The sequence below is a fragment of the Bradyrhizobium sp. cf659 genome, assembly GCF_900113725.1.
GTDB lineage: Bacteria > Pseudomonadota > Alphaproteobacteria > Rhizobiales > Xanthobacteraceae > Bradyrhizobium.
Map to the genome: position 1 here is coordinate 227,579 of NZ_FOQJ01000003.1, position 20,868 is coordinate 248,446.

General features: G+C 65.0%; 21 protein-coding genes. 19 read left to right on the plus strand and 2 right to left on the minus strand.

What is annotated here, in order from left to right; genetic code table 11:
• Positions 1-56: 56 nt before the first annotated feature.
• The 14 genes from BM118_RS15095 to phoB all read left to right on the plus strand — a co-directional run bounded on the left by BM118_RS15095 (position 57) and on the right by phoB (position 12,317).
• Entirely contained in the window at positions 57-1,451 is a 1,395-nt protein-coding gene (locus BM118_RS15095) for an OmpA family protein (protein ID WP_092186358.1), read from the plus strand.
• A gap of 2 nt (positions 1,452-1,453) precedes the next feature.
• On the plus strand, positions 1,454-1,750 hold the full coding sequence (locus BM118_RS15100; RefSeq protein WP_177234337.1) for a hypothetical protein: 297 nt from the start codon (positions 1,454-1,456) through the stop codon (positions 1,748-1,750).
• Between the two features lie 111 nt (positions 1,751-1,861).
• Complete coding sequence (locus BM118_RS15105) at positions 1,862-2,452, plus strand: TetR/AcrR family transcriptional regulator (protein ID WP_092186360.1); 591 nt, start codon at positions 1,862-1,864, stop codon at positions 2,450-2,452.
• Complete coding sequence (locus BM118_RS15110; protein ID WP_092186361.1) at positions 2,449-3,381, plus strand: haloalkane dehalogenase; 933 nt, start codon at positions 2,449-2,451, stop codon at positions 3,379-3,381. Before BM118_RS15105 ends, BM118_RS15110 begins: the two co-directional genes overlap by 4 nt.
• 11 nt (positions 3,382-3,392) lie before the next feature.
• Positions 3,393-3,620, plus strand: a complete 228-nt coding sequence (locus BM118_RS15115; protein WP_092186362.1) for an Rdx family protein — start codon at positions 3,393-3,395, stop codon at positions 3,618-3,620.
• Between the two features lie 17 nt (positions 3,621-3,637).
• Positions 3,638-4,069, plus strand: a complete 432-nt coding sequence (locus BM118_RS15120; protein WP_092186363.1) for a GNAT family N-acetyltransferase — start codon at positions 3,638-3,640, stop codon at positions 4,067-4,069.
• Between the two features lie 420 nt (positions 4,070-4,489).
• Complete coding sequence (locus tag BM118_RS15125; RefSeq protein WP_092186364.1) at positions 4,490-5,545, plus strand: lysylphosphatidylglycerol synthase domain-containing protein; 1,056 nt, start codon at positions 4,490-4,492, stop codon at positions 5,543-5,545.
• 57 nt (positions 5,546-5,602) lie between these two features.
• Positions 5,603-6,901 (plus strand): ATP-binding protein, encoded by a 1,299-nt coding sequence (locus BM118_RS15130; protein ID WP_092186365.1) that lies wholly within the window; start codon positions 5,603-5,605, stop codon positions 6,899-6,901.
• A 144-nt stretch (positions 6,902-7,045) separates the two neighbouring features.
• Positions 7,046-8,059, plus strand: a complete 1,014-nt coding sequence (pstS, locus tag BM118_RS15135; RefSeq protein WP_092187009.1) for a phosphate ABC transporter substrate-binding protein PstS — start codon at positions 7,046-7,048, stop codon at positions 8,057-8,059.
• A 142-nt stretch (positions 8,060-8,201) separates the two neighbouring features.
• Positions 8,202-9,191 (plus strand): phosphate ABC transporter permease subunit PstC, encoded by a 990-nt coding sequence (gene pstC / locus BM118_RS15140; RefSeq protein WP_177234436.1) that lies wholly within the window; start codon positions 8,202-8,204, stop codon positions 9,189-9,191.
• Between the two features lie 4 nt (positions 9,192-9,195).
• Positions 9,196-10,041: a phosphate ABC transporter permease PstA gene (gene pstA / locus BM118_RS15145; protein WP_092186367.1), complete on the plus strand. Its 846-nt coding sequence runs from the start codon at positions 9,196-9,198 to the stop codon at positions 10,039-10,041.
• The gene (gene pstB, locus BM118_RS15150) at positions 10,038-10,859 is read left to right on the plus strand and encodes a phosphate ABC transporter ATP-binding protein PstB (protein ID WP_092186368.1); all 822 of its coding nucleotides are present in this window, start codon (positions 10,038-10,040) and stop codon (positions 10,857-10,859) included. The genes pstA and pstB overlap by 4 nt, the downstream gene beginning before the upstream one ends.
• An 11-nt stretch (positions 10,860-10,870) precedes the next feature.
• Positions 10,871-11,587, plus strand: coding sequence for a phosphate signaling complex protein PhoU (gene phoU, locus BM118_RS15155; protein WP_011083915.1), 717 nt, complete (start codon positions 10,871-10,873; stop codon positions 11,585-11,587).
• 22 nt (positions 11,588-11,609) lie between these two features.
• Positions 11,610-12,317 (plus strand): phosphate regulon transcriptional regulator PhoB, encoded by a 708-nt coding sequence (phoB, locus tag BM118_RS15160; protein WP_008143479.1) that lies wholly within the window; start codon positions 11,610-11,612, stop codon positions 12,315-12,317.
• Positions 12,318-12,569: 252 nt separating this feature from the next.
• Here phoB and BM118_RS15165 read toward each other — a convergent pair whose 3' ends face one another.
• A complete protein-coding gene (locus BM118_RS15165; RefSeq protein ID WP_011083916.1) occupies positions 12,570-13,079 on the minus strand; it encodes a GcrA family cell cycle regulator in 510 nt (169 codons plus the stop codon).
• A 456-nt stretch (positions 13,080-13,535) separates the two neighbouring features.
• Here BM118_RS15165 and BM118_RS15170 point away from each other — a divergent pair, with 456 nt between their 5' ends.
• The 3 genes from BM118_RS15170 to BM118_RS15180 all read left to right on the plus strand — a co-directional run bounded on the left by BM118_RS15170 (position 13,536) and on the right by BM118_RS15180 (position 16,927).
• Positions 13,536-14,744, plus strand: a complete 1,209-nt coding sequence (locus tag BM118_RS15170; RefSeq protein ID WP_177234338.1) for an aspartate aminotransferase family protein — start codon at positions 13,536-13,538, stop codon at positions 14,742-14,744.
• Complete coding sequence (gene argF / locus BM118_RS15175; RefSeq protein ID WP_027542314.1) at positions 14,744-15,667, plus strand: ornithine carbamoyltransferase; 924 nt, start codon at positions 14,744-14,746, stop codon at positions 15,665-15,667. The genes BM118_RS15170 and argF overlap by 1 nt, the downstream gene beginning before the upstream one ends.
• Before the next feature lie 252 nt (positions 15,668-15,919).
• Positions 15,920-16,927, plus strand: coding sequence for an Hsp33 family molecular chaperone (locus BM118_RS15180; protein ID WP_092186370.1), 1,008 nt, complete (start codon positions 15,920-15,922; stop codon positions 16,925-16,927).
• 1,317 nt (positions 16,928-18,244) lie between these two features.
• Here BM118_RS15180 and apaG read toward each other — a convergent pair.
• Positions 18,245-18,637, minus strand: a complete 393-nt coding sequence (gene apaG / locus BM118_RS15190; RefSeq protein WP_177234437.1) for a Co2+/Mg2+ efflux protein ApaG — start codon at positions 18,635-18,637, stop codon at positions 18,245-18,247.
• Between the two features lie 198 nt (positions 18,638-18,835).
• Between apaG and BM118_RS15195 the strand changes: the two genes are divergently transcribed.
• Both BM118_RS15195 and BM118_RS15200 read left to right on the plus strand, forming a co-directional pair.
• The gene (locus BM118_RS15195) at positions 18,836-20,083 is read left to right on the plus strand and encodes an OpgC domain-containing protein (protein WP_092186372.1); all 1,248 of its coding nucleotides are present in this window, start codon (positions 18,836-18,838) and stop codon (positions 20,081-20,083) included.
• Positions 20,083-20,862 (plus strand): SGNH/GDSL hydrolase family protein, encoded by a 780-nt coding sequence (locus tag BM118_RS15200; protein WP_092186373.1) that lies wholly within the window; start codon positions 20,083-20,085, stop codon positions 20,860-20,862. The genes BM118_RS15195 and BM118_RS15200 overlap by 1 nt, the downstream gene beginning before the upstream one ends.
• Positions 20,863-20,868 lie beyond the last annotated feature (6 nt).

A 20,868-nucleotide genomic window follows, 5' to 3' on the forward strand; every position in this document is an offset into this window, starting at 1 on the left:
TTTGACAGCCTGCCAAGGGTTTGTTTTGTCTCCGGTTCCAGAGTTCGGGTCGTCGAATGCAGAAGCTTTTCAGGTGGGCCAGCAAATGGTGGCCAGGGCTGATCCCCCTGGCCGTCATGTGGGGATTTGCGGCCTGGAATAACACCTTACCGGTCGAGGCGGACCTGTCCGCCCGCAGCTCGGCGGCGCTCAAGGATACCGTTCTGGACAAGACCCGGATCGCGGTGGACGGCCGCGACGTCAGCCTGGCCGCGGACGCCTTTTCCGAGGAAGGGCGCCGCGACGCCGTGATGGCGGTGGAGATCGTCCCGGGCGTGCGCCTGGTCGATGACCGGACCCGCCTCGTTGCCGAGGCAAAGCCCTTCGTCTGGAACGCCGAACGCGACGTGGTGCGGGTGACGCTGTCGGGCTCCGCGCCCTTGCCGTCGATGAAGGCCCGGCTGACGGAGGCGGCGCGCAAGGAGGTCGGCGGCGTCGAGGTGGCCGATCAGATGGGGCTGGCGCGTGGCGCGCCACCGCGTTTCGAGGCCGCCGCGATGCTTTTGCTCGACCAGATCGGCAAGCTCAAGGACGGCAAGATCACGATCTCCGACACCCAGGTCAATCTGTCCGGAATGGCGCGCGAGCTCGGCGGACGCGAGGCGATCGCGGCTGCGCTGAAGAATTTGCCGGAAGGGTTCTCGATCGCCGCCAACGACATCAAGGCGCCGCCCTACATCTTCCAGGCCTACAAGGACCCGGTTGCCGCGACCGTGACGCTGACCGGCTATGTTCCCGACAACAATGTCCATGCGGCGATCGCAACCAGCGCGTCGCGAAAGTTCTTCAACGAGAAGGTCGTCGACAATCTCAAGGCCAGCCTCGGCGCGCCCGGCGCCTTCAACCCCGCCGTGGTCGCAGCGCTCGGAGCGCTGTCGCGGCTGTCGACCGGCACGCTCGTGGTGTCCGATCGCGAGGTGAAGCTGTCGGGCGATGCGCTCTATGAAGGCGCCGCCAACGACATCCGCGCCGGCCTCGGCAAGGACTTCCCGAAAAACTGGCAGTACAAGCCGGAAATCACGGTGAAGCCTGCGCCGGGCCCGGTCGACGGCACCGTCTGCCAGCAATTGTTCTCCGAGCTTCTGACCAAGGGCAAGATCCGCTTTGCAACGAAGCGCGCCGACATCGATCCGGATTCCGCCGGCATTCTCGATCATCTCATCGAGACCGGGCTGCGCTGCCCCACCACCAATATCGAGGTCGCCGGGCACACTGATGCCGACGGTGAGGACGCGTTCAACCAGGCCCTCTCGGAGAAGCGCGCGCAGGCGGTGATCGACTATCTGGTCAAGGCCGGCCTTCCCGCCAGCCGCTTCACCGCGGTTGGCCACGGCAGCACGCAGCCGGTCGCCGGCAACGACACCGACGACGGCAAGGCGCAGAACCGCCGCATCGAATTTCTGGTGAGGTGACGATGCCCTATCTCCTCTCGTTCCATCTGGGCTGGCTGATCGGATCGCTGGTGCTGGGTTTCTGCATGGGCTGGATCTCGGTGGTCCAGCGCGGCAACGGCACCTCGAAGGTCACCGCGCGCTGGCTCGCCGCGCTCGCCGTCGCGCTGGTCGCGGCCTCGCTTGCGCATGTAGTCCCCGGCCGCTTCGGCTACTGGCTCGACCTCGGCCTCATCATGTTCGCCTGCTACCTGGTCGGCTGCACCATCGGCGCCTGGCTGCGCGACCGGGTGGTCTCGCGGAGCCAGCCGGCGGCTTGAGTCTCGGGGTCCGCCCTCATCTGACATTGCGATAACAGCTTGATCGGCAAGCAAATTACCCAATGCAGAAAGCATGCTTGATTTTAATACGTACGTACGTATTATTCGGCCATGCCAAAGCCCTCACTCAAAGACGCGATCCTCGACGCCGGCCTCAAGGTCATGTTCCGGACCGGCTATCATGGCACCAGCGTGCGCGACGTCACCGCTGCGGCGGGCGCGCCGCAGGGGTCCTTCACCAACCATTTCCGCTCCAAGGAAGCGTTCGCTTCGGAGGTGCTCGACCGCTACTTCGACGTCACCAGGGGGCTGGTCGCAGAAGCGCTTGAGGACACCTCGCTGACACCGCGCGCGCGCCTCAAGCGTTATCTCGACATCATCACCGGCCGGCTCGAGGCCGACGGTTACGGTCGTGGCTGTCTGATCGGCGATCTCAGCCTGGAGGCGACCGGCAGCAGCGAAATGCTGCGCACGCGCCTGACCGAGATTTTTGCCGAATGGCGCGTGCCGTTCGCGGCCTGCATCGCCGACGCTCAGGCGCGCGGCGAGATCGCATCCGATTTCGAGCCCGAGGAGCTTGCCGATTTCCTGCTCGCGTCCTGGCAGGGTGCGATCCTGCGGATGAAGGTCGATCGCAATCCGAAAGCGCTCGAACGTTTCAAGACCATCGCATTTCAAACCGTGTTCAGGGAGCTGACATGAGCAAGCCAATCGAGATCGAGATTCGCAACGCGCCCGTGCTGGGAAGCAGCATGGCCTATCGCGAGACGGGTGCGCAGGATGCGCCGGTCGCGCTGTTTCTGCACGGCAACCCAACCTCGTCGCACATCTGGCGCAACATCCTGCCGTTGGTGTCACCGGTCGCGAATTGCATTGCGCCCGATCTCATAGGCCTCGGCCAATCCGGTAAGCCCGACATCGCCTACCGCTTCTTCGACCATGTCCGCTATCTCGATGCGTTCATCGAACAGCGCGGCATCACATCGGCCTATCTCGTCGCGCAGGACTGGGGCACCGCGCTCGCATTTCATCTCGCCGCGCGCCGGCCGGATTTCGTACGCGGATTAGCCTTCATGGAATTCATCCGCCCGATGCCGACCTGGCAGGATTTCCACCATACCGAGGTCGCGGAGGAGCAAGACCATGCCGAGGCGGCGAGAGCGGTCTTTCGCAAGTTCAGGACGCCGGGCGAGGGTGAGGCCATGATCCTCGAGGCGAATGCGTTCGTCGAGCGCATTCTGCCCGGCGGAATCGTCCGCAAGCTCAGCGACGAAGAGATGGCGCCCTATCGTACGCCGTTCCCGACGCCTGAGAGCCGTCGCCCCGTTCTTGCGTTTCCCCGCGAGCTGCCGATCGCGGGCGAGCCTGCCGATGTTTATGAGGCGCTCCAATCCGCCCATGCGGCGCTGGCCGCATCTTCCTATCCGAAACTCCTGTTCACCGGCGAACCGGGCGCGCTCGTCTCGCCGGAATTTGCCGAGCGGTTTGCGGCCTCGCTGACGCGTTGCGCGTTGATCCGGCTTGGCGCGGGATTGCATTATCTGCAGGAGGACCACGCTGACGCAATCGGCCGATCGGTGGCCGGCTGGATCGCCGGCATCGAAGCGGTGCGTCCGCAGCTCGCCGCGTGAGGAGGGATGAGATGTCGGATGTGACGATCATCTATTGCCGTCCCTGCGGCTACGAGAAGCGTGCGAAGGAAGTTGCTGCGGCGCTGCGCCGGCAACTGGCGCTGGAGGCGGATCTCGTGGCCGGCAAGGGCGGCATCTTTCAGGTCAAGCTCAGCGACAAGGTTGTCGCCAGCCGCAGCAAGGGCCATTTTCCCGGCACCGACGAGATCGTCGCGGCCGTTACCGCGGCGCGGCATTGATCCGGGGAGGCACGCCGATGTCGGTTGTCTGGAACGAAGGTCTGGCGGCAATCGACTGGAACGAGCTTTCCGCGCTCTACCGCATCGCTCCGCTCGGCAACAAGACACCAGCCGATCTCGCGCTGGTGTTCGGCAACAGCATGTTCTGTGCCTTCGCTTATGACCAAGGCCGGCTGGTTGGCGCCGGCCGAGCGCTGGCGGACGGCCGCGACTGCGCCTATCTCTGTGATGTCGCGGTGCACCCGGACTGTCAGGGGCAAGGCCTCGGCCGCGAGATCATCGCGCGGCTGCTGGCGCGATGCCGCGGACATCGCAAAATCATCCTCTACGCGGTGCCTGGCAAAGAGGGCTTTTATGAGCGTCTCGGCTTCCGCCGGATGACGACGGCCATGGCGATTTTCGACGACCAGGCCAGCGCCTATCAGCGCGGCTATCTGACCGCCCCTTAAGCTGCCGCTGCGCTGCACCCGTTCGGTGCATCGGAAAATCCGTCCAGAACGACCCCCTCGCCCTCTTTCAACAGGCGGGCGCGGCCCATAGATTGACGTCGGCTTAAGGCGTGACGGAACATTGTGCGGCCGAAATCATCAAAACTTCATGGCGCCTGCGCAGGATTGCCATGGAGATTCGCGTCAGCCTTGCCGCCGAAAGCGCCAAACCGTGCATCAGGAGCCCGCAACCTGCCTAAAACATTGAAGGCACGAGTTTTTGTTCGAATTGCTGAATTCCACTCCGCCCCAAAACGCGCTAGTGGAGGGGCAGGGGGCATGCGCGATGCCGGAGCCGGCGGCGAGGGTTCGTTGAGTGCCTGTGCGTCGTCCGCCTGTTCGCCGGCCGTCCTGGCCGCTGAAGTGTTGTTCGAGGTCTAGATGCTGGAAGCCATACGCAGGGCGATGACGTTGCTGCGCCAGAAGCAAATCCTGCATAAGCTTGGAGTTGTGATCAGCGTCGCGGTCATCGGCATCGCTTGCTATGTGCTCTACCACATGCTGCGCGGCATCGACTTCAACGAGGTGATCGAGGCGATCAAGAGCACCGAGCCGAGCCAGATTGCGATGGCGGCGCTGTTCGTCGCCGCGGGCTATTTCACCCTGACCTTCTACGACCTGTTCGCCGTGCGCGCGATCGGCCACACCCATGTGCCTTACCGCATCAATGCGCTCGCCGCCTTCACCAGCTATTCGATCGGCCACAATGTCGGCGCCAGCGTCTTCACCGGCGGCGCGGTGCGCTACCGCATCTATTCGGCCTATGGGCTGAACGCGATCGACGTCGCAAAGATCTGCTTCCTCGCCGGCCTGACCTTCTGGCTCGGCAACGCCGCCGTGCTGGGCCTCGGCATCTCCTACCATCCGGAGGCGGCGGCCTCGATCGACCAGCTTCCGCCCTGGCTGAACCGGACGCTGGCGCTGATGATCATCGTGGGACTGGTCGGCTATGTGGTCTGGGTCTGGACCCAGCCGCGTGTGGTCGGTCGCGGGCCCTGGACCGTGGTGCTGCCGGGCGGACCGCTGACGCTGCTCCAGATCGCGATCGGCATCATCGATCTCGGCTTCTGCGCGCTCGCGATGTACGTGCTGGTCCCGGACGAGCCCAATCTCGGCTTCGTCGTGGTCGCGGTGATCTTCGTCTCGGCGACCCTGCTCGGTTTTGCCAGCCACTCGCCCGGGGGCCTCGGGGTGTTCGACGCCGCCATGCTGGTCGGCCTTTGGCAGATGGACCGGGAGGAACTCCTCGGCGGCATGCTGCTGTTCCGCGTCCTCTATTATCTGTCCCCCTTCGTCATATCTGTAATCTTGCTGACGTTTCGCGAAGTTATAATCGGCGCCCGATCGAAGCGTTTGCAGCAGGCGGCGCTCAAGCTCGACCCCGGCCCGGCACGTGAAGCCGCCTATGTGAGAGAGCGCAGCGACAGCGGCGCCTGATCGGCCAAGCCGTCAGGACAAGGCCGTCAGGACAAGCCCTTAGGAGAAGCCCGCCCGATGGCGATCGACGCCCCCTCTTCTCCCACCGCGCAGCCCTGGTCCGACCGGCTGCGGCACTCGACGATCATCCTGATCGCCGCGGCGCTGGCGTTGTCGGTCGTGGTCTCGCTCGGCGAAATGTCGGCGTTGCACGCCATTGCCGTGTTCCTCTGCATCGCCGCGGCGGCGCTGATCCCCTGGCGATTGCACGACACCGCCGCCTCGCGCGACGATGTCAGGCGCACCAACCCGGTCGAGAGCGCTGCGGTGGCCGCGGTCGTCGCCGGCATGCCGGACCCGGCGGTGCTGCTCGACCGTGCCGGCCGCGTCATCCATCTCAACGCGGCCGCGGCCCAGCTCGCGCCGGCGCTGCGCAGGAACGAGCTCGCCCAGTTCGCGCTGCGCTCGCCGGAGATCATCACGGCGCTGCGCGAGTCGATCGCGACCACCGAGCCGCGGCGCGCGACCTATCTCGACCATGTCCCGGTCGATCGCTGGATGGAGCTGATCATCACGCCGGTGCCGGTGCCGACCAGCTTCGGCGGCGCCGACAAATGCATGCTGATGACCTTCCACGACCAGACGCCGCTGCGCCGGGTCGAGGAGATGCGCGCCGACTTCGTCGCCAATGCCAGCCACGAGCTGCGCACGCCGCTCGCCGCGCTGTCCGGCTTCATCGACACGCTCCAGGGCCAGGCCAAGGACGACCCCAAGGCGCGCGAGCGCTTCCTCGGCATCATGCACAACCAGGCCACCCGCATGGCGCGCCTGATCGACGATCTGCTCTCGCTGTCGCGGGTCGAGCTGTCGGCCCATGTGCGGCCCGACACCCTGGTCGACCTGCTGCCGATCATCCGCCAGGTCGCCGACGGGCTCGAGCCGCTGGCGCACGAGCGCCAGGTCGAGGTCGAGATCCATCTGCCGGAGCCGCCGGTGATGATCGCGGGCGACCGCGAGGAGCTGCTCCGCCTGTTCGAGAACCTGATCGAGAACGCGCTCAAATACGGCGCCTCGGGCGGACGCGTCATCGTGTCGCTGACCTCGGGCGCCGCCACTGATGGAACTCAGGAAATCCGGGTCATGGTCCGGGATTTCGGCCCCGGCATCGCGCCCGAGCACCTGCCGCGGCTGACCGAGCGGTTCTACCGGGTCGACGTCGGCGACAGCCGCTTGCAGGGCGGGACCGGGCTCGGATTATCGCTGGTGAAACATATTCTTAACCGGCATCGCGGCCGGCTTTTGATCGAAAGCGTGCCCAAACAGGGCGCCACTTTCACCGCCTGTTTTCCCCAGGCCAGGCCCCCGGCGGCAACCTGAAACTCAAGCGATTTCAATTGCTTGAGGTTGTCATCCGACTGTCACGAAACCTTCGTAAAAGCACAGCCGACCGCTCCTAAAGGGGCGGCACGGGGAGCGCGATCGGGCGCGGATGGCGCTTCGCTCCCCTGTATGGAGACCAGCATGAATTTCCTCAAAACGATCGTCGCTGCCGGCTTGGTCGCCGCATCGACGACGGCAGCCTTTGCTGCCGACATCACCGGCGCAGGCGCGACGTTCCCGTTCCCGATCTATTCCAAGTGGGCTGACGCCTACAAGAAGGAGACCGGCAATGGCCTGAACTACCAGTCGATCGGTTCCGGCGGCGGCATCAAGCAGATCCAGGCCAAGACTGTGACCTTCGGCGCCAGCGACGCGCCGCTCAAGGCCGAGCAGCTCGAGAAGGACGGCCTCGTCCAGTGGCCGATGGTGATGGGTGCCATCGTTCCGGTCGTCAACATCGAGGGCGTGAAGCCGGGCGAGATGGTGTTCGACGGCGAGACTCTCGCCAGCATCTATCTCGGCAAGATCACCAAGTGGGACGATGCCGCGATCAAGAAGCTCAATCCGAACCTGAAGCTGCCGTCGGAGGCGATCACCGTGGTCCGCCGCTCGGACGGTTCGGGCACCACCTTCAACTTCACCAACTACCTCTCCAAGGCCAGCGCGGACTGGAAGAGCAAGGTCGGCGAGGGCACCGCCGTCGAGTGGCCGGTCGGCGTCGGCGCCAAGGGCAACGAGGGTGTGTCCGGCAACATCGGCCAGACCAAGAACTCGATCGGCTACGTCGAATACGCCTATGCCAAGCAGAACAAGCTGACCTACGCCGGTCTCGTCAACAAGGCCGGCAAGCCGGTGCAGCCGACCGTCGAAGCCTTCCAGGCGGCCGCCTCCAACGCCGACTGGGCCAAGGCGCCCGGCTACTACGTCATCCTGACCGACCAGCCCGGCGACAAGTCCTGGCCGATCACGGCGGCGACCTTCATCCTCATGCACAAGGATGCCACCGACAAGGCGGCCTCGCAGGAAGCCATCAAGTTCTTCCGCTGGGCCTTCAAGAGCGGCGGCAAGGCGGCTGAAGAGCTCGACTACATCCCGATGCCCGAGGGTGTCGTGACCCTGATCGAGAAGACCTGGGCTGCCGAGATCAAGAGCTAAGCGCTGCTGTCCCGGACAGCGCGCCGGGATCTCAAAAGACCTCCGCTCCGGATCGGCACTGCGCCGCATCCGGAGCGCAAGACCAACAACAAGACCGACAGCAAGCGTTATATAACGGGCACAGGGGATCGGCGTGGCAGAGATGGCCGTTCAGAGCGATGTAATCGACGACGCCGGACCGTATGATCGCGCCAAGGCCTTGAGCGCGTTCAAGCTCGGCGACGTCACCTTCTACTGGATCACGCGGCTCTCCGCGATCTCGGTGCTGCTGATCCTCGGCGGCATCATCGTTTCGCTCATCGTCGGCGCTTTCCCGGCGATGAAGGAGTACGGCGTCTCCTTCCTGTGGACGCAGCGCTGGGCGCCGTCGGCGGATCCGCCCGTGCTCGGCGCGCTCGGGCCGATGTACGGCACGCTCGTCACCTCCTTCATCGCGATGCTGATCGCCATTCCCGTCGGGCTCGGCATTGCGATCTTCCTCACCGAGCTCTGTCCGCAATGGCTGCGCCGTCCGATCGGCATGGCGGTCGAGCTACTCGCCGGCATTCCCTCGATCATCTACGGCATGTGGGGCTTCTTCGTGCTGGGCCCGTTCCTGGCCAACACCTTCCAGCCGTTCATGATCAAGATCTTCGACGGCGTTCCCGTGCTGGGCGCGATCTTCGCCGGTCCCCCGTCCTATCTCAGCCTGTTCAACGCCGCGCTGATCCTCGCCATCATGGTGCTGCCCTTCATCACCTCGATCTCGGTCGACGTGTTCAAGACGGTGCCGCCGGTGCTGAAGGAGGCCGCCTACGGCGTCGGCTGCACCACCTGGGAAGTCGTGCGCAGCGTGGTGATCCCCTATACCCGTGTCGGCATCATCGGCGGCGTCATGCTGGCGCTGGGCCGCGCGCTCGGCGAAACCATGGCGGTGACGTTCATCATCGGCAACTCGTTCCGCATCTCCTCCTCGATCTTCGCCCCGGGCACCACGATCTCGGCGGCGATCGCCTCCGAGTTCGCCGAGAGCGACGGCCTGCATCAGTCCGGCCTGATCCTGCTCGGCCTCCTGCTGTTCGTGCTGACGTTCTTCGTGCTCGCCGCCGCCCGGATGATGCTGATGCGGCTGGAAAAGAAGGCGGGGAACTAAGGCCATGAACCCGATCTATTCACGCCGCCGCCGCAAGGACTTCGTCATCCGCGGCCTCTGCATCGCCGCCGCCGCCTTCGGCGTCACCTGGCTCGCGCTGATCCTGATCACGCTGCTCTACAACGGCGTGGCCGGGCTCAATCTCCAGCTCTTCACCGAGAACACGCCGCCGCCCGGCTCGACCGAGGGCGGCCTGCTCAACGCCATCGTCGGCTCGCTGATCATGACCGTGATCGGCGTCGGCATCGGTGCGCCGCTCGGCCTGTTCGCCGGCACCTATCTCGCCGAATACGGCCGCAACGACAAGCTGACGTCGGTGATCCGCTTCATCAACGACATCCTGCTCTCGGCGCCCTCGATCATCATCGGCCTGTTCATCTACGGCGCGGTGGTGGTGCCGATGCGCGGCTTCTCGGCGATCGCAGGCAGCCTCGCGCTCGCCGTCATCGTCATCCCGGTGGTGCTGCGCACGACCGAGGACATGCTGCTGCTGGTGCCGAACGCGCTGCGTGAGGCGGCGTCCGCCCTCGGCCTGCCGCGCTCGCTGGTGATCAAGCGGATCGCCTATCGCGCCGCCCGCTCCGGCCTCATCACCGGCGTGCTGCTCGCAACCGCCCGCGTCGCCGGCGAGACTGCGCCGCTGCTCTTCACCGCGCTGTCGAACCAGTTCTTCAGCCTGAGCCTGAACAAGACGATGGCCAACCTGCCGGTGACCATCAACAACTTCGTGCAGAGCCCCTACGCCTACTGGAAGCAGCTGGCCTGGAGCGGAGCGCTGCTCATCACCCTGACCGTTCTTGCCCTGAATATTGGCGCGCGCATCCTTGGCGCCGAGAGGACCGCAAAATGAGTGATCTTTCCGTATCGATGAGCGCATCCGGCGGACTGCCCCAGGCGCCGCTGCTGCCGGAAGCGCCGGCCAAGGTGACGGTGCGCAACCTCAACTTCTATTACGGCGAGCACCACGCGCTGAAGAACATCAACCTGACGCTCGGCACCAACCGCGTCACCGCGTTCATCGGCCCGTCCGGCTGCGGCAAGTCGACCCTGCTGCGCATCTTCAACCGGATGTACGACCTCTATCCGGGCCAGCGCGCCACCGGCCAGCTCATGCTCGACCAGACCAACATCCTCGACCCCAGGCTCGACCTCAATCTGCTGCGCGCCCGCGTCGGCATGGTGTTCCAGAAGCCGACGCCGTTCCCGATGACGATCTACGAGAACATCGCCTTCGGCATCCGCCTCTACGAGAAGATCTCGAAGTCCGAGATGGACGGCCGCGTCGAGAAGGCGCTGCGCGGCGGCGCGCTGTGGAACGAGGTCAAGGACAAGCTCAACGCCTCCGGCCTGTCGCTCTCCGGCGGCCAGCAGCAGCGCCTCTGCATCGCCCGCACCGTCGCGGTGCGGCCCGAGGTGATCCTGTTCGACGAGCCCTGCTCGGCGCTCGACCCGATCTCGACCGCCAAGGTCGAGGAGCTGATCCAGGAACTGTCCGAGAACTACACGATCGCGATCGTCACCCACAACATGCAGCAGGCGGCGCGCGTCTCCGACAAGACCGCCTTTATGTATCTCGGCGAGCTGATCGAGTTCGACGACACCAGCAAGATCTTCACGTCGCCGAGCGACCGGCGCACGCAGGATTACATCACCGGCCGGTTCGGCTGAGGAGACGGAACATGGGTTCTGAACATACCGCAAAGGCCTTCGACACCGACCTCCAGGAGCTCACCCGGCTCGTCGCCGAGATGGGCGGGATCGCCGAGCGCATGATCGTCGATTCCGTCGATGCGCTGATCCGCCGCGACGTCGCGCTCGGCCAGCGCGTGGTCGCCACCGACACCGAGCTCGACGCGCTCCAGAAGCGCATCGAGGAGCGCGCCGTGCTCACCATCGCCCGCCGCCAGCCGATGGCGGTCGATCTGCGCGAGATCGTCGGCGCCATGCGCGTTGCGACCGATCTCGAGCGCATCGGCGACCTCGCCAAGAACATGGGCAAGCGTGTCGCCGCGCTGGAGACGGATTTCCATCCGCTCAAGCTGTTCCGCGGCCTCGAGCACATGACCGACCTCGTGCAGCAGCAGGTCAAGTCGGTGCTGGACGCCTATGCCGCGCACGATCTGCCGGCGGCGATGGCGGTGTGGAAGGGCGACGAGGAAGTCGACGCCATCTGCACCTCGCTGTTCCGCGAGCTCCTCACCTACATGATGGAGGATCCGCGCAACATCTCGTTCTGCATCCACCTGATGTTCTGCGCCAAGAACATCGAGCGGATCGGCGACCACGCCACCAACATCGCCGAGACCGTGTTCTACATGATCGAGGGCCAGGCGATCACCGACAAGCGGCCGAAGGGCGACATGACGACCTTCGCCACGACGGTCCCGAATACCTGAAGACGCAAGGAGCGACGACACCATGGGCGCACGCATTATGGTGGTTGAGGACGAGGAAGCTCTCACCGAGCTTCTCCGCTACAACCTCGAAGGCGACGGCTATGACGTCGAGACGGTGATGCGCGGCGACGACGCCGACACCCGCCTCAAGGAACACATCCCCGATCTGATCGTGCTCGACTGGATGCTGCCGGGACTGTCGGGCATCGAGCTGTGCCGGCGGCTGCGGACCCGGCCCGAGACCAAGCAGCTGCCGATCATCATGCTCACCGCGCGCGGCGAGGAGAGCGAGCGGGTGCGGGGCCTTGCGACCGGCGCGGACGACTACATCGTCAAGCCGTTCTCGGTGCCGGAGCTGCTGGCGCGCGTGAAGGGCCTCTTGCGGCGCGCCAGCCCCGAGCGGCTCGCCACCGTGCTCGCCTATGGCGACATCGAGCTCGATCGCGACAAGCGCCGCGTGGCGCGCTCGGGCCGGCCGATCGACCTCGGCCCGACCGAATATCGCCTGCTGGAGTTCTTCCTGGAGCATCCCGGCCGCGTGTTCTCGCGGGAGCAGCTGCTCGACAGCGTCTGGGGCCGCGACATCTACATCGACGAGCGCACCGTCGACGTCCATATCGGCCGCCTGCGCAAGCTGCTCAATCTCGGCCGCGAGCAGGATCCCATCCGCACCGTCCGCGGCGCCGGCTACGCGCTGGATGATCGTTTTGCGAAGGCGGAGCAGACGTAAGTCAGGGCGAGTTGGTCTGGCGAGCTGTCGCCACGATATCGGTGTCGTCCCGGCGAAGGTCGGGACCCATAACCCCAAGGCGCAATTGTTTGTGCGAGAAGGGTAACTCCGAGCCCCTGTAACCACACCTGCTGGTGGTTATGGGTCCCGGCCCCCCGTGCGCAATTGCGCACTCGGCCGGGACGACATCGGAGTATGTCGAGCCGTCATCGCGTGACGGCGCCGTCTTTGCAATCAGCTAGATCCGCGAACTCACCGCGAGGGCTTGGCCGGAGCGCGCCGGCGATCCGCGGCCGGCTGATACGCCACGCGCGAGTGCTGGGCGCAGTAGGGCAGGCCCGACAGCGCCCTGCCGCCGCAGAAGAAGAAATCCGGGCTCGAGGGATCGCCGACCGGCCAGTGGCAGGTCGCCTCGTTCAGCTCCAGCAGCGACAGCCGCTGGCTCATCGGCACCACGTTGTCGTAGGTGACCGGCTCGGCCTCCACCTCGACCTCGAAGGCCTGCGCCAGCGCGGTGTTGCCGCGCGCAATGGGGCGGCTGACCCGCATCATGTGCTGCGCGGGGCGCGCCTTGCGCGGCCGCGGAGCCGCCGATGAGGGGCTCTTGGCGCGGCCGGACAGGCCGAGCCTGTGCACCTTGCCGATCACGGCATTGCGGGTCACGTTCCCGAGCTCGGCTGCGATCTGGCTGGCCGACAATCCGGCCTCCCAGAGCTTTTTCAACTGCTCGACGCGATCGTCGGACCAGGTCAAAACCGTCATTGCACCCTTTCCCTCGCCGTGCGGCTGCCATCCTGGCGCCTCGCGGCGAATGCCTAAGCCTCGAAAAAACCCGTGCCGTCAGAATCCCTTAAGGCTCGCCGGGCGCACCAGATGCGCCCGAACGTTTACGCCGGTACATGAGGACTTAGAGGATCAGAACTGCTGCACGAGATGTCGTATCTGACAAGCCAAACGCTACAATATGGCGTGACTCACGCGCAAGAGTCCGCCGACTCGCTTCCACATGTTCCGTGGCCAAAATCCCGCAAATTCGGCACCGCAAGACTACGGATTCAGCGTTTCGCGAGGCTTTCGGGCGGCATTGACACCCGGTTCACCAGGCCTAAGATAGTGGCGCGTGCCGCCCTTAAAAGGCGGCACGTTTCGTTTTCCGGGCCGGTCAATGGTGCGTTGCGCAATGCACGCTCACACCGTCCGCAACATCAAGTGACCGTCATGACTAACAGCGCAGCACCGCATTTGCTCCCCGTTTTCGCCAGGGCCGACCTCGGTTTCGAGCGCGGAGAGGGCTGCTGGCTGATCGCGACCAATGGCGATCGCTATCTCGATTTTACTTCCGGCGTCGCGGTGAACGCGCTCGGCCACGCCCATCCCGCGCTGGTCAAGGCGTTGCAGGAGCAGGCGACAAAACTCTGGCACATGTCGAACCTGTTCCAGAGCCCGGACGGCGAGAAGCTCGCCGTGCGCCTGTGCAATGAGAGCTTCGCGGACTTCGTGTTCTTCTGCAATTCCGGCGCCGAAGCGCTGGAGGGGGTGATCAAGCTGGTCCGCCATCACCACTTCTCCAAGGGGCATCCGGAACGCTACCGCATCATCACCTTCGAAGGCGCCTTCCACGGCCGCACGCTGGCGACGCTGGCCGCAACGGGATCTGCAAAATATCTCGAAGGTTTTGGTCCGCCGATGGATGGCTTCGATCAGGTGCCGCATGGCGACATCGAGGCCGTCAAGAAGGCAATCGGTCCGCAGACCGCCGGCATCCTGATCGAGCCGATCCAGGGCGAGGGCGGTGTGCGATCGGCGACGTCAGGTTTTCTCAAGGCGCTGCGCCAGCTCTGCGATGAGAAGGGCTTGCTGCTCGCCTTCGACGAGGTGCAGACCGGCATGGGCCGCAGCGGCGATCTCTTCGCGCACAGGCGCACCGGCGTCACGCCTGACGTGATGTCGCTGGCCAAGGCGCTCGGCGGCGGCTTTCCGATCGGCGCGGTGCTGGCGACCGCGGAGGCGGCGGCCGGCATGGGGCCCGGCTCGCACGGCTCGACCTTCGGCGGCAATCCGCTGGCGATCTCGGCTGCGAACGCCGTGCTCGACGTCATGCTCAAGCCCGGCTTCTTCGACCACGTGCAGAAGATGTCGCTGCTGCTCAAGCAGAAGCTTGCTTCCGTGATCGACCGTCATCCCGACATCGTCAGCGAGGTGCGCGGCGAGGGACTCCTGATCGGCATCAAGGCCGTGGTGCCATCAGGCGATCTCGTCGCGGCGCTGCGCGACCAGAAGCTGCTCACGGTCGGCGCCGGCGACAATGTCGTGCGTTTCCTGCCGCCCCTGATCGTCACCGAAGCCGAGATCGAGGACAGCGTCGGGCGGCTCGAACGCGCCTGCGCCGCGATCTCGTCCAGTCAGACCAAGCGGGCGGCAAGCTGATGAGCAAGTCGCCGAAGCACTTCCTCGACATCAACGAGCTCCCGCTGTCGGAGCTCAAGAGCATGCTCGACGCCTCCTCCGCCATGAAGGCGAAGCAGAAGGCGCATCAGCCGGTGAGGCCGCTCGAAGGCAAAACACTGGCGATGATCTTCGAACGTCCCTCCACGCGTACGCGCGTCTCGTTCGACGTCGCCATGCGCCAGCTCGGCGGCGAGCCCATCATGCTCACCGGCGCCGAGATGCAGCTCGGCCGCGGCGAGACCATCGCCGACACCGCGCGGGTGCTGTCGCGCTATGTCGACGCCATCATGATCCGCATCCTCAACCACGACGCGCTGCTGGAGCTTGCGGCCAACGCGACCGTGCCCGTCATCAACGGTCTGACCCGGCGCTCGCATCCCTGCCAGGTGATGGCCGACCTCCTGACCTACCAGGAGCACCGTGGCCCGATCGAGGGCCGGACGGTGGCCTGGACCGGCGACGACAACAACGTGCTGGCGTCCTGGGCGCATGCCGCCGAGCGCTTCAAGTTTCAGCTCAACGTCGCAACGCCTCCGGAGCTGGCGCCGAAGAAGGCGATGCGCGACTGGATCAAGACGTCAGGCGCGCCGATCATGCTCGGCACCGATCCGGAAGCCGCCGTGCGCGGCGCCGATTGCGTCGTCACCGACACCTGGGTGTCGATGGGCGACAAGGAAGGCGAGCACCGCCACAACGTGCTCAAGCCGTACCAGGTCAATGCCAAGCTGATGTCGCTGGCCAAGCCCGACGCGCTGTTCATGCACTGCCTGCCCGCCCATCGCGGCGAGGAAGTCACCGACGAGGTGATCGACGGCCCGCAATCGGTCGTGTTCGACGAGGCCGAAAACCGCCTGCACGCGCAGAAGGGCATTCTGGCCTGGTGCTTCGACGCGGTGAAGTGAGGCGGCGCTGCCCGGCGGGCGCCTCACATGCAACTGTCGTCCTGGCGAAAGCCAGGACCCATTACCACCGGCTTTTGTTTGGCGAAGATCGGCAATTGTCATCTCGCGCGACAATTCCTGCTTGGGGTTATGGGTCCTGGCTTTCGCCAGGACGACACTGAGTTTGCCGTGCCTGCATACGTCCATTCTGCATGCCGGATGCAGCCGCAGCCCCCCTTCCATTTCCCACCCACGGACCCCAGATAGACGGCCATGGTTTCCCAATCCCCTGACATGAAAACCGGGCCTGAAGGCCCGGTTCGCGCACCATCGGCAGTTCCGATCGACGACGCCGTGCTGCCGTACGAGGTCGACGCGCTCGACGTGCGCGGCCGGCTGGTGCGGCTCGGTCCGGCGCTCGACGATGTCCTGACCAAGCACGATTATCCCGCTGCCGTGGGCAAGCTGCTCGGCGAGGCCATCGTGCTGACCACGCTGCTCGGAACGGCGCTGAAATTCGAGGGCCGCTTCATCCTCCAGGCCCAGACCGATGGTCCGGTGTCGTTCCTGGTCGTCGACTACATGGCGCCGGATCGCCTGCGCGCCTATGCCCGCTTCGACGCCGCGCGCCTCGGTGAGATCAGGGATTCCGGCACGCTGCTCGGCCGCGGCCATCTCGCCATGACCATCGACCAGGGCCCCGACATGAGCCGCTACCAGGGGCTGGTCGCGCTCGACGGCGGCAGCCTCGAAGACGCCGCCCACGAATATTTCCTGCGCTCCGAGCAGATCCCGACGCGCGTGCGTCTTGCGGTCGGCGAGGAGTGGCGCTCGAACGACGGCGGCAAGCATCGCTGGCGTGCCGGCGGCATGCTGATGCAGTTCCTGCCGAAGGCGCCGGAGCGCGCGCGGCAGGCGGACCTGCATCCCGGCGATGCGCCCGAAGGCGCCGAAATGCACAGCGTCGCTGAAGACGACGCCTGGGTCGAGGCACGCTCGCTGATCGAGACCGTCGAGGACGTCGAGCTGATCGATCCGGAGCTGTCCGGCGAGCGGCTGCTCTACCGCCTCTTCCACGAACGTGGCGTGCGCGTGTTCAATCCGCTGGTCCTGAAGGCGCAATGCTCCTGCTCGCGCGACGCGGTCGCCTCGATGCTGAAGAGCTTTTCGCCGGACGATCGCGCCGCGATGGTCAAGGACGACAAGGTCGTCGTCACCTGCGAGTTCTGCTCGTCGGTGTACGATTTCACGCCGGATGAGGCGGGCGTGGAGGACGCGTAGACTCCTACCTATCCTCTCTCATTGCGAGCGCAGCGAAGCAATCCAGAACTGTATCCGCAGAAAGACTCTGGATTGCTTCGCTGCGCTCGCAATGACGATGTGGAAGCAACGCGCACCGCTCCGTCACCGTCACCCTGAGGCGCTCGCCTCTTCGGCGAGCCTCGAAGGGCGACGGCCCGGCTGCATCGGGGCCGTTCATCCTCCGAGGCTCCCCATGGGACGCGTTGCGTCCCTGTCTCGCACCTCCAGCGACAACGGCTTCGCCGTTGCGCGGGGATGACGGAACTGGCGAGGGCGTGCCTGTGTCGTCCGCTGTCAATCGGCCTGCGCGAAAATATTCCGCTTTACCGAAATTCGGATTTGTCGTATGTATCGCCGATCCCGGCTCATCCTTGAGGGGCGATCTTGTGTCGTCACTGTCGCGAGCCGGGCTTGCGGTGGACGCGGCAGCGTCGGACGCGAGAGTTGCGGGCAGGGCGGATTGCTCTCCGTGAGCCCAAGACCTCGTGCCAGACGAGCGGCGCTGTCAGGTTCGTCTCGCCAGCAGGTTTCCGGCTCCGTCGACAGGGCTAGAAAAACCGCAGCGAAATGGCGAGCCGTGCGTACGGCAAAACCGTGTGGTCCTGGCCGTCGTTGCTACGGTCAAGCTCTTGCGGAGGCGGCAGTCGCGTCAACCGGCGCGGTGCCGGTGAATTCCGCGAAGGCGAGGGAGGCCAGAAGGAACTCGGCTCCCGGGAGAGCACGGCATAAGCCGTCCAACCACTGCGCAGGGTGTGCGGTTTCTTCTGCGCACCACCTCGCGCAGCAGACCGCGGGTGCCAGCCGGCACCCGGCCTTCCCTGCGCCCTCTTGGCTTCAGAGGGTGGAGCGACGAAGCAAAACTCGGGCGAAATCCGCCGCGAGGCTGCGAAGGCGTGTCTGCGACTACACACTCGCTGTCATCGCCCGCGAAGGCGGGCGATCCAGTATTCCAGAGGCGGTTGTGATGGAGCCGAGAGGCTGCGGCGTACTGGATTCCCCGCCTTCGCGGGGAATGACAGTGCCATCTGGAGAACCAGCCCACACCTCATACTCCGTCATTGCGAGCGTAGCGAAGCAATCCAGACTGCCACCGCGGAAAGATTCTGGATTGCTTCGCTGCGCTCGCAATGACGGGATTGGGGGAAGCTGCGCGCCAGGAACTCGGACATCGTAGGGTGGGTTAGCCCTGCAGATGCGCGAAGCGCATCTGCCCGGCGTAACCCACCTCTTTGGTTTCCGTGTGCAGAGAGAAGTGGTGGGTTACGCCTGCGGCTAACCCACCCTACGGCACCGCCCCTAATTCAACACCCGCTTGTTGTCCGGGCTATCCAGCGAAAACGTCGGCACGTCGATCTCGAAGCGTTCGCCGCTCTCGCTGACCATGAGGTAGCGGCCGGTCATGAAGCCAGAGGCGGTCGAGAGCGGCACGCCGGAGGTGTATTCGAAGCGCTCGCCGGGGGCCAGGGTCGGCTGCTCCCCGACCACGCCCTCGCCCTTCACCTCCTGCTGCCGGCCGGTGGCGTCGGTGATGATCCAGTGCCGCGTCTTGAGCTGCACGGTCTCCTCGCCGGAATTGGTGATGACGATGGTGTAGGACCAGAAATAGCGGGAGCGGTCGGCCGACGACTGTTCCGGAACAAAGTTCGGCTCGACGGTCACTTCGATCTGGCGGGTCACGGCGCGGTACATGGCTGCCATCATAGCGAAAACCCGGCCGGGAACCAAACGCCGCAGGCGGCTTTCGCGACATCGAACCGCCAGAATTCGCGGAGAAGTACACCCCCAGGGAAGACACCCTTATGTGATCTGGCCGCTTTGCGAGACGACGGCCGGACCGGTACACTCCTTTTTTAACGTCGCGATTTGCGCGAGGGTTTTTTGGCCCCGATGACCATTGCCGACCAAGTGACGGGATCGACGATCGCGGGAGCAAAGCCTGTGGACGCAAAGCCGCGTGCGGCCGCGCCGGCCATCTCGCTGCCCGCCATCGGCGAGCGCGAGCTCCGGCTCGACCTGTTCCGCGGCCTCGCGCTGTGGCTGATCTTCATCGACCATCTGCCGACGAGCCTGCTGACCTGGTTCACGATCCGCAATTACGGCTTCAGCGACGCCACCGAGATCTTCATCTTCATCTCCGGCTACACCGCCGCCTTCGTCTACGGCCGCGCGATGCTGGAGAGCGGCGTCGTCATCGCCACCGCGCGCATCCTGCGCCGGGTCTGGCAGATCTATGTCGCCCACGTCTTCCTGTTCACGATCTTCCTCGCCGAGATCTCCTACGTCGCGACCAGCTTCGAGAACCCGCTCTACACCGAAGAGATGGGCATCATGGACTTTCTCAAGCAGCCCGACGTCACCATCGTGCAGGCGCTGCTGCTGCGCTTCCGTCCCGTCAACATGGACGTGCTGCCGCTCTACATCGTGCTGATGCTGGCGCTGCCCTTGATCCTGTGGTCGATGAAGTGGAAGCCCGATGTCACGCTCGGCCTCTCGGTCGTGCTCTACGCGGTCACCTGGGAATACGACCTCTACTTCTCCGCCTATCCGAACGGCTTCTGGGCGTTCAATCCGCTGGCCTGGCAATTGCTTTTCGTCTTCGGTGCATGGTGTGCGCTCGGAGGTGCGCGGCGCATGTCGCGTATTCTGGCTTCACCGGTGACGATGTGGATCGCGATCGCCTATCTCGCGGCGGCGTTCTACGTGACGCTGACCTGGTACCTGCCGCAGCTCTCGCATCTGATGCCGAAGCGGCTCGAGCAGTGGATGTATCCGATCGACAAGACCGATCTCGACGTGTTGCGCTTCACGCATTTCCTGGCGCTGGCCGCGCTCACCGTGCGCTTCCTGCCGCGGGACTGGCCGGGGCTGAAATCGCCCTGGCTGCGGCCGCTGATCCTGTGCGGCCAGCATTCCCTGGAGATCTTCTGCCTCGGCGTCTTCCTGGCCTTCGCCGGTCATTTCATCCTGGCCGAGGTCTCCGGCGGCGCCGTCATGCATGCGGTGATTAGTCTCTCCGGAATCCTGATCATGTGGGGCGTCGCCTGGGTGATTTCGTGGTACAAGCGCGTAGCTGACAAGAGCGGTGCGAAAACCAAAAACGCCGTCGGCAACGCCGATATGGCGGGAGGGGGCTGATGAAGGCGAAGGTTCTCCTGAGCCTGATCCTGCTATGTGGTGGCCTCGCCGCGCCTTCGGCGCGCGCGGACGATGCTACGTCGGCCGCTCCGGCCGCACCCGCAGCCTGCGAATTGCCGTCCTATCTGCTCACCAGCGAAAGCCAGCTTCCCAAGGTCGCCGATGCCATCAAGGCCGGCAAACCGCTCGAAATACTGGTCATCGGCAGCCGCTCGACCACGATTCCGGCCTCCGAGGACGCTTCCTATCCGGCGCGCATGCAGGCCATTTTGAAGGACAAGCTGCCGCCGTCGGAACCTGTGCACGTCTCCGTAGAAATACAGAGCAAGAAGACGGCAGAGGAGGCGGCCGCCAGCTTCGTTAAGCTGATGGAAGCAAAAAGGCCTACTTTGGTCATCTGGCAGACCGGGACCGTGGATGCTATCCGAGCAATCGATCCCGACGATTTTCGCGGCGCGGTGACCGAAGGGGTTTCCGCATTGCAAAATGCAGGGGCTGACGTCGTGTTGATGAACTTGCAATACAGCCCGCGTACCGAAACCATGATCTCGGTGCCGCCCTATCTCGACAACATGCGAGTGGTGGCACAGGAGCACGACATCCCGCTGTTCGACCGTTTCGCGATCATGCGGCAGTGGAACGATCAGGGTCAGTTCGACCTGTTCAGTCCGTCCCGCGGGCCTGAGCTGGCGAAACAGGTCCATGATTGCCTTGGCCGGGCGTTGGCACAGTTCGTGATCGAAGCTGCTCATCTGGGGCCGACCCAGCAGCAAAATTGAGGTCTA